The sequence below is a fragment of the Noviherbaspirillum sp. Root189 genome (assembly GCF_001428545.1).
Lineage (GTDB): Bacteria > Pseudomonadota > Gammaproteobacteria > Burkholderiales > Burkholderiaceae_D > Noviherbaspirillum.
On record NZ_LMHZ01000034.1, the window covers coordinates 1 to 13,799 of the forward strand.

Annotated in this window: 11 protein-coding genes and 1 pseudogene; 8 read left to right on the forward strand and 4 right to left on the reverse strand. The window is 59.4% G+C overall.

Annotated elements, in window-relative coordinates; genetic code table 11:
• Positions 1–43 precede the first annotated feature (43 nt).
• The 5 genes and pseudogenes from ASE07_RS30815 to ASE07_RS18720 all read left to right on the forward strand — a co-directional run.
• Positions 44–1,419: DUF6531 domain-containing protein (locus ASE07_RS30815; RefSeq protein ID WP_442946106.1), on the forward strand; the 1,376-nt coding region annotated here is incomplete at its 3' end.
• Between the two features lie 2,027 nt (positions 1,420–3,446).
• A partial coding sequence (locus ASE07_RS30820) for an RHS domain-containing protein (RefSeq protein WP_442946107.1) occupies positions 3,447–3,838 on the forward strand: 392 nt, incomplete at its 3' end.
• A gap of 1 nt (position 3,839) precedes the next feature.
• Positions 3,840–4,213 (forward strand): annotated as a pseudogene (locus ASE07_RS30825) (RHS repeat-associated core domain-containing protein); the annotation flags it as partial.
• Positions 4,214–4,427: 214 nt separating this feature from the next.
• Positions 4,428–4,835 (forward strand): hypothetical protein, encoded by a 408-nt coding sequence (locus tag ASE07_RS18715; RefSeq protein WP_156396768.1) that lies wholly within the window; start codon positions 4,428–4,430, stop codon positions 4,833–4,835.
• A 139-nt stretch (positions 4,836–4,974) separates the two neighbouring features.
• Complete coding sequence (locus tag ASE07_RS18720; RefSeq protein ID WP_057292345.1) at positions 4,975–5,772, forward strand: exodeoxyribonuclease III; 798 nt, start codon at positions 4,975–4,977, stop codon at positions 5,770–5,772.
• 35 nt (positions 5,773–5,807) lie between these two features.
• Here the strand turns inward: ASE07_RS18720 and ASE07_RS18725 are convergent, their stop codons facing one another.
• The 4 genes from ASE07_RS18725 to metX are packed head-to-tail and all read right to left on the reverse strand — an operon-like array spanning position 5,808 to position 9,962.
• Positions 5,808–6,704: a M48 family metallopeptidase gene (locus ASE07_RS18725; protein ID WP_057292346.1), complete on the reverse strand. Its 897-nt coding sequence runs from the start codon at positions 6,702–6,704 to the stop codon at positions 5,808–5,810.
• Positions 6,701–8,212 carry an MFS transporter gene (locus ASE07_RS18730; RefSeq protein ID WP_057292347.1) on the reverse strand — a complete coding sequence of 504 codons (1,512 nt, stop codon included), beginning with the start codon at positions 8,210–8,212 and terminating at the stop codon, positions 6,701–6,703. The genes ASE07_RS18725 and ASE07_RS18730 overlap by 4 nt, the downstream gene beginning before the upstream one ends.
• Positions 8,209–8,820 (reverse strand): methionine biosynthesis protein MetW, encoded by a 612-nt coding sequence (gene metW, locus ASE07_RS18735; RefSeq protein ID WP_057292348.1) that lies wholly within the window; start codon positions 8,818–8,820, stop codon positions 8,209–8,211. Before metW ends, ASE07_RS18730 begins: the two co-directional genes overlap by 4 nt.
• Entirely contained in the window at positions 8,817–9,962 is a 1,146-nt protein-coding gene (gene metX / locus ASE07_RS18740; protein WP_057292349.1) for a homoserine O-succinyltransferase MetX, read from the reverse strand. The genes metW and metX overlap by 4 nt, the downstream gene beginning before the upstream one ends.
• Before the next feature lie 617 nt (positions 9,963–10,579).
• Between metX and ASE07_RS18745 the strand changes: the two genes are divergently transcribed.
• From ASE07_RS18745 to ASE07_RS18755, 3 genes are all read left to right on the forward strand, one after another.
• Positions 10,580–11,560, forward strand: a complete 981-nt coding sequence (locus ASE07_RS18745) for a Bug family tripartite tricarboxylate transporter substrate binding protein (protein WP_057292536.1) — start codon at positions 10,580–10,582, stop codon at positions 11,558–11,560.
• A 162-nt stretch (positions 11,561–11,722) separates the two neighbouring features.
• Positions 11,723–12,205: a tripartite tricarboxylate transporter TctB family protein gene (locus ASE07_RS18750; protein WP_057292350.1), complete on the forward strand. Its 483-nt coding sequence runs from the start codon at positions 11,723–11,725 to the stop codon at positions 12,203–12,205.
• Between the two features lie 2 nt (positions 12,206–12,207).
• The gene (locus tag ASE07_RS18755) at positions 12,208–13,728 is read left to right on the forward strand and encodes a tripartite tricarboxylate transporter permease (protein WP_057292351.1); all 1,521 of its coding nucleotides are present in this window, start codon (positions 12,208–12,210) and stop codon (positions 13,726–13,728) included.
• Positions 13,729–13,799: the final 71 nt, after the last annotated feature.

A 13,799-nucleotide genomic window follows, 5' to 3' on the forward strand; every position in this document is an offset into this window, starting at 1 on the left:
CCCGCGGCCAGCTGGCCCTGCTCATGGCCATTTGTCCGCGGTGATGCTGGTGCTGTCGCGCGGACAAGCGGCCAGGACCGCGTTGTACCGGGAACTGGCCGACAGCAAGCTGGGGCCCTCGTTTGCCGGCTGGCTGGCCGCCAATGAAGCCGCGCTGGCCAGGAGCCCTGTGCTCAAACCACGCACCGCGCCGGTTGCCACACCAGCAGCAGCGCGGCCCAGGCCCGTACCCATTGACAAGACACCCGAGCCCGCTCCCCAGCCCGCCGCCGACAAGCCGCCCGARGGGCGTGGCAAGTCTTGTAAAAGCTGCACCACCACCGGCTATCCGGTCAATCCGGTGTTCGGCAACAAGCTGCTCACGGAAGACACCGAACGCGATTTCGCTTTTGCCGCGCCGATGCCGCTGCTGTGGCAACGCCAGTACAGTTCCGACAATCCGGTGGTCGGCTGGCTGGGACAGGGCTGGAGTGTGCCGGCATCGCTGGCGCTGCAGGTCCATGCCGACCAGGTGGTGATCCTCGATGCACAGCACCGCGAAGTCACCTTCAGCCTGCCGGCCATCGGCCAGAGTATTTATTCGCCGTACGAGCACGTCACACTCACCCGSACCGATGCGCTGCATTTCGAGCTGACCGATGCCGAGCAGACCCGCCATCTGYTCACGCTGCCCGATATCCATGCCGATGTGGCTAGCCTGTGCGCCATCATCGACCGCAACGGCAATACCACCCGCATCCAGTACGACCAGGACCAGCAGCCGGTGCGCATCTTTGACAGCGCCGGGCGCACCTATCAATTGACCTTTGCCCGGCAGCGCCTGCAAACGGTGGCATTGCTGCGCGAGACACCCGATGACCTGGTGCCGCACCGCTTCGAGCCGCTGGTCCATTATGAGTATGACGACGCCGGCGACCTGGTGCGGGTGCGCAACCGGCTTGGCCAGGTGACCCGCGAATTTGCCTATCGGCAGCACCTGCTGATCCGCCACAGCCAGCCCGGCGGCTTGGTGGCCGACTACGAATACGATCACTACCGGCCCACCGGCAAGGTGATCCGGCACTGGGCCAATACCGGCGAATCGTGGTCCTTTGCTTACCATCCCCGTGAAACCGTGGTCACCGATGCACTGGGCCGCACCCGCCATTACCGCTTTGACGATGACCAGCGCCTGACCGGCGAGACCGACCCGCTGGGCGGACACACCGAACGGGTGCTTGACCGGTACGGCAACCTGCTGTCCATCACCGATGCGGCCGGGCGCACCACCCGCTACCGCCATGACAGCCGCAGCCTGCTGATCCGCATCGAGCTGCCCGATGGCTCCGCGACCGGCATCGTGCAGGATGGCCGGGTCGGCCAGCCGGCACTGGTCACCGATGCGGCCGGCAACATCACCACCTATCGCTATGATGCGCGNTTGATCAACTACGGATGTGTCCATGATTCTTGCCTCCTGGCATCGAGCTGCCCGACGGCTCCGCGACCGGCATCGTGCAGGATGGCCGGGTCGGCCAGCCGGCACTGGTCACCGATGCGGCCGGCAACATCACCACCTATCGCTATGATGCGCGCGGCAACCTGGCGTCGGTGACCGATGCGCTGGGCCACCAGACCCAATACCGGCATGACGCGCAGGGCTTGCCGGTTGCCATCATCGATGCGCACGGCAAGANGCAACCTGGCGTCGGTGACCGATGCGCTGGGCCACCAGACCCAATACCGGCATGACGCGCAGGGCTTGCCGGTTGCCATCATCGATGCGCACGGCAAGAGCAAAACGCTGGCGTACAACCATGCCGGGCAGGTGCTCGCCTATACCGATTGCGCGGGGCATCGCACCACGTTCGCCTATGACGACGATGGCCGCTTGACCGCGACTTGCAATGCGCTGGGCCAGCGTACCGGCTACGACTACGATGCGCTGGGCCAGCTTGCCGCCGTGCATTATCCGGATGGCAGCAGCGAGCGCTATGACTACGATGCGCTGGGGCGCCTGACCGCCCATACCGATGGCGCCGGCCAGCGCACCGTCTATGCGTTCGATGTCGACGGCAAGCCGCTGATGCGCACCAATGCGCTCGGGCATGCGTTGCAATACCGCTATGACGGCGCCCGGCGACTGGCGCAACTGGTCAACGAGAATGGCGCGGTGTCTGCGTTTGCCTATGATGGCGCGGACCGGCTGGTGCAGGAAACCGGTTTCGATGCCCGGCTGACCCGCTACCGCTACGATGGGTCGGGACTGGCCATTGGCCGCGAAGAATTCGGTACCGTGCCGGGCGTGGAGCAGTTCGACGACCACCGTGTCGAGTCAAAGATTTCTACTCTGTATGCGCGCGACCGCAACGGCCGGCTGGTCGACAAGATCGTGTCGCANGTGGAGCAGTTCGACGACCACCGTGTCGAGTCAAAGATTTCTACTCTGTATGCGCGCGACCGCAACGGCCGGCTGGTCGACAAGATCGTGTCGCARCTGACCGGTGCGGCGCAGGCCGCGCAGTTRCACACCAGCTATGGCTATGATGCGCTGGGCCGGCTRGTGCAGGCGCGCAATGGGCACGCCACTGTGACGCTGCAGTACGACGCGCTRGGGCAACTGCTGTCGGAAACCACCACCGCTGAAGGCATCGCCGCGACGCTCAGCCATGCGTACGATGCGCTGGGCAACCGGATCCGGACCACTCTGCCCGATGGCCGGGTGCTGCAGCAGCTGTTCTACGGTGCCGGTCACCTGCACCAGGTGCGCCTGGGTGAGGACGTGATCACCGACATCGAGCGCGATGCGGCGCACCGGGAGGTCAGCCGCACGCAGGGGGCGCTAGTCAGCCAGTTTCACTATGACCCGATGGGACGCTTGAAGGCGCAGCTGGCCACGCTCGATCCGCGCACATCGACAAACAATGCACTGGCACAACAGCGCACCGCGCTGCAGGCACTGGACCAGACCCCGCAAGTCCCGCAGGAGTCGGCCACGCAGATTGCCCGCCAGTACGAGTACGNATGCACTGGCACAACAGCGCACCGCGCTGCAGGCACTGGACCAGACCCCGCAAGTCCCGCAGGAGTCGGCCACGCAGATTGCCCGCCAGTACGAGTACGACCGTGCCGGCAACCTGATCGCGATCGACGATGCCAGATTGGGCCGTACCCGCTATACCTATGACCGCATTGGCCGCCTCCTGTCGGCGATGCAGCCGCACCTGGCGGAGCGCTTTGCATTCGATCCGGCGCACAATTTGCTGGACCCGCAAGCAAGCGAAGGAGCCAGCACAGGCCGCATCGTCAACAACCGCTTGACCGTCTATCAAGACAAGCGCTATGGGTATGACATGCATGGCAACCTGGTCGACAAGCGAGTGGGCCGGCATACGCAGCTGCGGCTCAAATGGAATGGCGAACACCAGCTGATTGAATCGCAGSTCAGCCGCAATGCGTACACCGACATGCCAACGGTGCAGAAGACGCGCTATGGGTACGATCCGTTCGGACGCCGGCTGTACAAGCGCGATGCGTTCGGGACGCGGTTTGTATGGGATGGGAATAGGCTGCTGTCGGAAACAAGGGGCAGCCAGGTGCGGACCTGGGTGTACGAGCCGGAGTCGTTTGTGCCGATCGCACAGCTGGAGAGCACGACAGCAACGAGTACGCAGGACGATGGACAACCGCAGAACGCGCACAACGTCAGCTACATCCATACCGATCATCTGGGTACGCCGCGCGAGCTGACCAGCGGTACAGGAGAGATTGTCTGGGCTGGTGTGCACAAGGCATGGGGCAACCTGGCCATTGCCGCGATGCCAGTAGCACAAGGGGCAATGGCGCCAGAGCAGGACACNGGATGTTCATGCCGAGAATTACCGATCATCTGGGTACGCCGCGCGAGCTGACCAGCGGTACAGGAGAGATTGTCTGGGCTGGTGTGCACAAGGCATGGGGCAACCTGGCCATTGCCGCGATGCCAGTAGCACAAGGGGCAATGGCGCCAGAGCAGGACACCGCGGGAGAAATCAGTGCGTTCACCGATGCACAGCCGCTGCGYTTCCAGGGCCAGTACCACGACAGCGAAACCGGTTTGCATTACAACCGCTTTCGGTACTACGATCCCGATAGCGGACGCTTCGTCAGTCAGGATCCGATTGGACTGCAGGGCGGCAATAACCTCTATCAATATGCGCCCAATCCAAGTGGATGGATTGATCCCTTGGGCTTAACTTTTGAAGAGTTGGTTTCCGGTGCAGTCTCTCGAACAGGAACTAAATACCAAGGGGCGGAAATCTATAAATTCAACGACAAAGTTAAAATTAATGGTATTACCTTTCGAAAGGGTGACTACTTTTACTTAGACAATTTGCACAAAGATCACTTTGAAACGTTTTCGTCAAATCATGAATCTAAGGGCGTTTTTAATTTAGATGGAAAGTTAAATGAATCAAAAACCAAAAGAGCGGAAAAGCGCCGTGGCCCAGGATGCTTCTGTTGAAGAAGCGTGGTTTCGCTTATTGCAAAATAAGGACGATAGTATTGAAACTACCTTTTGCTATAAATTATTTGAGCTAAGAATTTTTGACGAAATGTTGTTTCAAGAGCTTTGTGCAGATATGGAAAATGTGCTGCAATATTTTCCAATTGAAATCGATAGGCTTAAAACCCTTGTATGGATAATTTCATGCACTTTTCGTTCAGTGTTTTCGCACTACGACAAAACTGACTTATTCACGATAGAAAACTTCGACAACAACATTGCGGCGCGCTGGGGGGCAGACTATTGCGACCGTTTTCGATATCTCCTCGACCTCACATTTTCCATCTTGATTGCGAAATGCTCGGATTGAGTATAGTAAAAAGTGATTGTTGCTGAAACGCTTCCATCAGACTACGTTGTCCAACGAATGCGTTTTCAGGGCATCCCCATGCAACATCCATCACCCAAATAAGTTATCCTAAGCACCCCATCTTCACCGCTCAGCAACCATGCTCAAGATCATTTCCGCCAACCTTAACGGCATTCGCTCCGCTTCCAAAAAAGGCTTTTTCGACTGGATGCAAAAGCAGTCGGCTGACTTTGTCTGCGTGCAGGAATTGAAGGCGCAGGCAGCGGATATGACGCCGGAATTTTTGTCGCCGCATAGGTACCATGGTCATTTCCACTATGCGGAGAAAAAGGGGTATTCGGGTGTGGGCGTGTATTCGCGTTATGAACCCGACGCGATTCAGATCGGCTTTGGGTGCGATGAGTTTGATGCGGAAGGTCGTTACGTGCAATGCGATTTCGGCAAGCTGACCGTGATCTCGGTGTACTGCCCTTCAGGCTCGTCCAGCGAGGAAAGACAGCAGGCAAAGTTTCGGTTCATGGAAGTTTTTTTGCCGCATCTGCAAAAGCTGCGCGCATGCGGACAGGAGGTCGTGATCTGCGGTGACTGGAATATCGCGCATAAGGAAATCGACCTGAAGAACTGGAAGTCGAATCAGAAGAACAGTGGCTTCCTGCCAGAAGAACGCGCATGGATGGGCAAGGTGTTTGGTGATGTAGGCTGGGTGGATGTCTACCGCGCGCTGCATCCGGAGACCACCGGCGAAGCCTATACCTGGTGGAGCAACCGCGGACAGGCCTGGGCCAACAATGTGGGATGGCGCATTGACTACCATGTTTCCACCCCGGCCATCGCGGCCAAGGCCAGCGCCGCAAGCATCTACAAGGATGCGCGCTTTTCCGACCATGCCCCGTTGACTGTCGAGTACAACGGTGCGTCGGTGTTCCTGACCGCCTGAGGCCGTCGGAACAGCCTACAGGGTTGCGCGCCGGTTCAGCGGATCGGCGCGATATCTTTCACATTGGTTTGATACGGCGGCAGCGCGGTCGGCTGCACGCCCTTGACCTTCGCATACAGCGGCATGACCGAAGGCAGGTGCCGTTCCATTTCGGCGATACGGCTCTTGCCTGCCGGGTGAGTGGAAAACCATTGCGGCGTATTGCTCTTGCTTACCATGCCCATCTTGCGCCAAAGCGCGACACCGGCACGCGGGTCATAGCCGGCGCGGGCGACGATATCAAGGCCAACGAGATCAGCTTCGGTTTCGTCATCACGAGAAAATTTCAGCATCGTCAGATTGGCAAGGCCGCCGGTGGCGGCGCCAGCAAGATTGGGGTCAATGCCGAGGAACGCCGACAGGCCGAGACCGGCGATCTTCGCGCCGGCACTCGCCAGGCCCGACTTGGCCGCGCGCTCGCGCCCGTGTTCACGCAGTGCATGCGCGATTTCATGGCCCATCACGATGGCGGCTTCGTCATCGGTGAGTTTGAGATCGGTGATGATGCCATTGAAAAAGGCGATCTTCCCACCCGGCATGCAGAAGGCATTGATCTCCTTCGAGCCGATCAGGTTGACTTCCCATTTCCACTGTGCGGCGCGTTCATTCCACCGGACCGCATGAGGAATCAGGTCTTTGGCGATCTTGCGCAACCTCTGCACCTGCGGATGGTCGTCCGGTGCCAGCGCGCGATGCTGGGTGGCCTGCTGCTTAATGCTGTTGTACTGCTGCACTGCCGCTGCCTCCAGTTCTTCTTCCGAGACAAGGTTACGCAGAGACGACATTTTGTCGACCTTCACCCCATCCGCACTGACTTCATCCTTTGCGAAGGAGGGCGGCGCGAGCGAGGCCAAGGCCGCCAGAGTGAAAATCAGGGGGGCAGACAGATTCATGTTCGAGACTCCTCGGAAGACTTCAGCACGGACTTAATCCATGGCAGCAAGGCATAGGCCGGAAAGGCAAGAATGAAGGTCAGCGCGAAGTAGGCAGCGTATCCCATTTCCTGTGCCCCGATGCCGCCAGCCCATCCTGCGATGGAACGTGAAAAGGCAAAGATCGAAGATAGGATTGCATATTCTGTCGTGGCACGCGATTTGTCGACGATCGCCATCAGGAAGGCAAGGAAAGCGGCAGTGCCGAGGCCACCGGTAAACGACTCGATTGCGCTTGCGCTGTACATGAGTACTTGATGAGCGGTAGCGATGTCGGCACCTTGGGTTGCGCGCGGGATGAAGTAGGCGGCGGCGACATACCCAACGTTCGACAAGGCCTGCCACAGGCCAAGCACCCAGAGCGCTTTGAAGATGCCGGCGCGGTCGGTGTACCAGCCGCCGATGATGCCGCCGGCAATCGACAGGCCAAGGCCGAGATTGACCGAGACCAGGCCGATCTGCGTATTGGTGAAGCCGCTGTCGACCCAGAAGGGCTTGATCATGAAGCCGATCGAGGAATCGGCCAGCTTGAAGATCAGAATGAAACCGATCAACAGCAGCGCATGCGGCTTGTTGAGCAGGGAAACGATCGCGCCGAACATCGGCCCCTTGGCAGAGGCCGCCGACAACTGCTCAGACTGGCCGCGTATGCCCTTGGTGAACAGGATGGCCGACAGGAGAATCAGCCCGACCGGTGCGCCGCCCTTGAACCACCATGCGCTCTTATAGGGCTTGATCCATTCGGCATCAAGTACACCCAGCACCGGCCACACCAAACCGCCGATGAACAGCAGCAGTGCCATGATCAGCATCGGTTGCTGCGCGAGCGCCGACATTTCGCTGCTCAGGCTGGCCGGCGCATCACGTGCCGGACGCGGCGGCTCCTTCGGTGCGAAGAGACTGAACGCGGCGATGATGAGGAACAGGACCGAGGCCAGGCCGTAGGTCGAAGTCCACCCGGCCACATCGGAGAACCACAGCAGGATGCCGGCGGCAAGCATGCCAACCCGATAAAAGCCGATACGAAATCCGTTAGCCAGGCCGAGCTCGCGCTTGTCGAGCTGCTCGATGGTATAGCCGTCGATGGCGATGTCATTGGTTGCCGACAGCGCGGTGAAGGCACCGATGGCGAACCAGACCCATGGGCCGAATCCCGCCTCGCGTGCGCAAATGATCATTACGATGCCCATGCCGACATCGGCGGCGGCCATCCAATAGCGATGGCGGCGGGTAAAGTCGATCAGCGGCGCCCACAGGAACTTCAGCGTCCAGGAAAGGCCAAGCAGACTGAGCAGTCCGATCTTCGACAGCTCGATGCCCTGTTGCCGGAAGTACACCGGGAACAGATCGAAAAACAACCCAAGCGGAAAGCCTTCTGAAAAATACATCAGGCTGATCCAGAATAGCTTGGAACGGAGAAGCTTCGGGGGTGCTGCGGTGGTAGCAGCCTGACTGGCGGGAACGCTCATGCGGGAGATTTCTTACGTAATCGAAACACGGCAAGACTACCACGCCAGTTCGGAAGAAACGTCACGGGCTTGCCTTCGTGCAACGCTATGCACTCGAGCACTTCGAGCCCCACTTCATTGGCAAGTTCCTGAAAATCGTAAATAGTTGCGCAGCGGACATTCGGCGTGTCATACCACTCATACGGCAGCGATTTCGACACCGGCATCCTTCCCCCCATCAGCGCCATCCGGTGTGGCCAATATGCAAAGTTAGGGAATGACACAATAGCCTCGCGTCCGACCCGCGCGATATCACGCAGCACGCCCTCAACATTCTTCATCATCTGCAGTGCGGACAGGCATAACACGGCGTCGAATGCATTTTCTTCAAACATCGCCAGCCCGCCTTCGAGGTCTTGCTGGATGACCGCAACGCCACGCTCTACGCACAATGGAATCTTTTCATCATCGATCTCGACGCCGTAACCAATGCAGTGCTTGTCGGTCTGCAAATACTCGAGCATCACGCCATCACCGCAACCGAGGTCCAGTACATGCGATGCGTCGCGCACCCAGTGTGCAATAAAGGCAAGGTCGGCGCGCAGCACGCTCAGTTCACGGAAGTTCATGCGTGTCTCCTGTCGATGTCCTGCCATACCCGTTCATAGTAGGCGCGCACGGTATTCATGTAACGTTGGTCCTCCAGCAGGAAAGCATCATGCCCATGCGGCGCATCGATCTCCGCATACGACACCTTGCGTTTGTTCTTTACCAGCGCCTGCACGATTTCACGGCTGCGCTCCGGCGAGAAGCGCCAGTCGGTGGTAAACGAAACGAGCAGGAATTGCGCCTGCGTATTGGCCAGCGCCTTGGCAAGGTCGTCGCCATATTCGCGGGCCGGGTCGAAATAGTCCAGCGCCTTGGTGATCAGCAGGTAGGTATTGGCATCGAAGTATTCGGAAAACTTGTCGCCTTGGTAGCGCAGGTAAGACTCGATTTCGAAATCGATACCGAACCCGAATTGATAGCCGCCATTGCGCAGTTCACGCCCGAATTTTTCGGCCATGCTGTCATCGGACAGGTAGGTGATATGGCCGACCATGCGGGCGACGCGCAGGCCGCGCTTGGGCACCACGCCATGTGCGTAGAAATCGCCGCCATGGAAATCCGGATCGGTCAGGATCGCCTGCCGCGCCACGTCGTTGAAGGCGATGTTTTGCGCGGACAGCCTGGGCGTCGATGCGATGACGATGCAATGGCGCAGGCGCTCCGGAAAAATCATGCTCCAGGCCAGCGCCTGCATGCCGCCGAGCGAACCGCCCATCACCGCGGCGAACTGACGGATGCCGAGCGCATCCGCAAGGCGCGCTTGCGCACGCACCCAGTCTTCGACGGTAACGACGGGAAACTCCGCGCCATAGGGTTTGCCGGTGGCCGGATTGATATCCATCGGACCGGTCGAACCGAAACAGGAACCCGGGTTGTTGACACCGATGACGAAGAAGCGATCGGTATCGAGCGGCTTGCCGGGGCCGACCATGTTATCCCACCAGCCGACATTCTTGCTGCCGTCCGCACCTTCGTACATGCCAGCCACATGATGCGAGGCATTGAGCGCATGGCAGATCAGGACCGCATTGGAGCGGTCGGCGTTGAGCGTGCCATAGGTTTCATACACGAGCTTGTAGTCGGCCAGCGACGCGCCGCTCGATAGCGGCAACGGCTCGGGAAATTGCATGGATTGCGGCGTTACGATTCCAACAGATGACATAGTCGTCCAAAAAGAAACTGCTCCGCGTGTCGAAGGCGAATAATGAATAGTGAATGGCGCATAGCGGGTGGCGCAAAGCCATCAACCACAGTCCATCGACCAGCCACCATCGACCATCGACAGGCGTCAAGGTTTTTCCGGGCTAAAAACAAAAAAGCCCGATAGCTGACAGCTTATCGGGCTAAATTGGGGCGCAAAGGCAAGCACGCTTTAGCCGTATTTATTACGCGCCCGCAAGCTGATTATCAAATCGGCGCATTGCGTAAGAATAACTAAGTCGGATGACACAGTCAAACGTCAAACCGCACGCGGGAAGCTACAGGCGTGTGTTAGCAAGACTCCAAGCCATGCTTAAACTAGTCATCTGCGTACCAGGACCGAAAGCATCACGGCAACGATGATAAAACAGCAATTCTGGCAATTCGGGCGACCAGCATGCTATCGGACAACCCCAGCTAGAGAATTCTCAATCCCGCCCCAAAAAGCAGCGACCGAAAGCAAACTGCAAGCTAGTGTGAATTAAAGTAGAGATAAGTATAAAGAAACGGCGCATGAACCCGGGCGCCAGTCATACCAACAACCGGGGTTATCAGTTCAAGGAAAACAGGAGCAAAGACATGAAATCAGGAAAATTTACTTCCCTTACCCGCCTGCTGGCCACCTCGGTGACCGCGCTCGGCCTGCTGGCCGCAGGTCCCGCGCTGGCGATCGACAGCATCAAGATGCTGGTGCCGGCGAACCCGGGCGGTGGCTGGGATCAGACCGGTCGTGGTTTGCAGCACGCGCTGCAACAGAATGATATCGTCAAAAAAGTCCAGGTGGACAACAAGGGCGGTGCCGCAGGCACGATTGGCCTGGCGCAGTTCGTCAACTCTTCCAAGGGAGACGGCAACGCATTGCTGGTCGGCGGCAGCGTAATGGTGGGCGGCATCGCTCTCAACAAGTCGCCGGTCAACCTGTCCCAGGTCACCCCGATCGCCCGCCTGACCGGCGAGTACGATGTGCTGGTGGTGCCCGCAAGCTCGCCGATCAAGTCATTGAAAGAACTGATTGCGCAGTTCAAGGCCAATCCGGGCAGCGTGTCCTGGGGTGGCGGTTCTGCTGGCGGCACCGATCACATCATCGTCGCGATGATCGCCCAGGCAACCGGCGTCGATGCTTCCAAGATCAACTACATCCCGTTCGCGGGCGGCGGTGAAGCGCAGGCTGCGATCATGGGCGGTCATGTCACCGTCGGACTGTCCGGATATAACGAGTTCGCCGGCCAGATCGAATCCAAGAAGCTGCGTCCGATCGCCGTGACATCGGGCAAGCGCCTGCCGGGCATCGATGTGCCGACCCTGAAGGAGCAAGGCGTTGACGTCGAGCTGGCTAACTGGCGTGCAGTGTTTGGCGCCCCCGGCATCAATGAGCAGCAAAAGAAAGACTTGATCGCCGCCGTTGAGAAGGCAGTGCGCAGCAAAACCTGGCAAGACCTGCTGGCCAAGAACGGCTGGAGTGACGCCTATATGGCAGGCGATGAATTCAAGACCTATCTGACCAACGAAATCACCAAGACCGAACAGATCATGACCAGCCTCGGTCTGGTAAAGAAGTAATCACAACCACGAGCTGCATTACGCAGCGCATTGCGTGAACCCGGCCACCGTGGGTGGCATGTGGTTCACCGCTTCAAGCTGCGCAACCCGGAACCTCAGTAAACCTGTCGTTCCGGCATTCGTCCCACTTGGTATTCGTAGTCTTCACTTCTAGGTGACAACATGACATCTCGTTCTCCCATCGTATTCGGAGAGCTACTGGCCGCCCTCGGCCTGGCCGGACTGGGCATCTACACCCTGATCGGGACGCAAGCCATATCCGCCGGCGGCGGCTATGCGCAGATCGGCCCGCGTGCCTTTCCCTACCTGATCGGAGCCGGGCTGGTGATCCTCGGCGGCATCCTGTGCTGGCAAGCGGTTTCCGGGGGCTGGCGCAACGTGCCGCAGGATGAAGCGCACGATACCCCCGACTGGCTGGCTTTTGGCATCCTGACCGCCGGCGTGCTGCTGCACATGGCGGCGATCGGCTGGGCCGGATTCATCCTGGCCTCGACTTTCCTGTTCATCCTGATTGCACGCGGCTTCGGCAGCCGCAAGCTGCTGCGCGACATCCTGGTCGGTGCGGTGCTGTCGGCCGCCGCCTACTTTATCTTTACCCTGGGGCTGGGCTTGAACCTGCCTGCCGGCTTGCTCGGAGGCCTGTAATCATGGACACCATGAACGCTTTGCTGTCCGGTTTTGCAGTCGCCATGACCTTGCAGAACCTGCTGCTCGGACTTATCGGCGTCACACTCGGCACGCTGGTCGGCGTATTGCCGGGCGTCGGCCCCGCATTAACCGTCGCCTTGCTGCTGCCGGCCACCGCCAGCCTGGATCCGACCGGCGCGCTGATCATGTTTGCCGGCATCTATTACGGCGCGATGTACGGCGGCTCCACGACCTCCATCCTGCTCAACACACCGGGCGAGTCGGCCACGATCGTCACTGCGCTCGAAGGCAACCTGATGGCCAAGAAAGGCCGTGCCGGACCCGCGCTGTCAACCTCGGCCATCGGCTCGTTTGTCGCCGGGACCATTTCGGTCATCATGCTGACCGCGGTCGCACCGCTGGTAGTCAACCTCGCATTGAAATTCGGTCCGGTAGAATATTTCTCCGTCATGGTACTGGCATTCATCACGGTGTCGACCTTGCTGGGCTCGTCCATGGCGCGCGGTCTTGCCAGCCTGTTCTTCGGCCTGTGGATTGGCCTGATCGGCATCGACGGCCAGACGGGTCAGCCCCGCTTCACGATGGGCATCCCGGAATTGCTGGATGGCATTGATGTGGTTGTTGCGGCGGTCGGCTTGTTTGCGGTTGGCGAAACGCTCTACCTCGCGACCTACCTCAACAAAACCGCGGACGTGATCGAGCAGGTGAAAGGTTCGATCTGGATGTCGAAGTCCGACTGGGCGCGCTCCTGGAAACCCTGGCTGCGCGGCAGCGTGCTTGGCTTCCCGATCGGCGCGATGCCTGCTGGCGGCGCCGAGATCCCCACCTTCCTGTCGTATGCCATCGAGAAAAAGCTAAGCAAGCATCCGGAAGAATTCGGCCATGGCGCGATCGAAGGCGTCGCCGGTCCGGAGGCGGCCAACAATGCATCGAGCACGGGCACGCTGGCAATGCTGCTGACGATCGGCTTGCCAACGTCAGCAACGGCGGCTATCGTGCTGGCCGCATTCCAGCAATATGGCCTGCAACCCGGCCCGCTGCTGTTTGAGAGCCAGCCTCAGCTGGTCTGGGGTCTGATTGCATCAATGTATATCGGCAATGTGCTGCTGCTGGTGCTCAACCTGCCGCTGGTCGGTTTGTGGATCAAGCTGCTGTCGATCCCGCGTCCGCTTCTGTACGGCGGCATTCTGATCTTTGCCACGCTGGGCGCCTACGGCTTGCGCAATTCCTGGTTCGACCTGCTGCTGCTCTACATCATCGGCCTGATCGGCTTCGTGATGCGTCGTTATGACATACCGGTAGCGCCGACTATCGTCGGCATGATTCTCGGTCCGGTCGCGGAACAGCAATTGCGGCGCTCCCTGTCGATCAGCCAGGGAGATCCGTCAGTGTTCTTCACGCATCCGATTTCGGCGACAGTGCTGGGCATTACCCTGCTGTTGCTGATCGCCCCACCCCTGTGGAAGCGGCTCAGTGCGAGGAGGCATCCTCCTGCGGGAAAGGCTACAGCGGCGCCTTGAAAAAGGCGACCTCCCTACCGCGGGTAGGGCGCAAAAACGAAAGGGCCCTGCGGGGCCCTTTCGTTTTCATT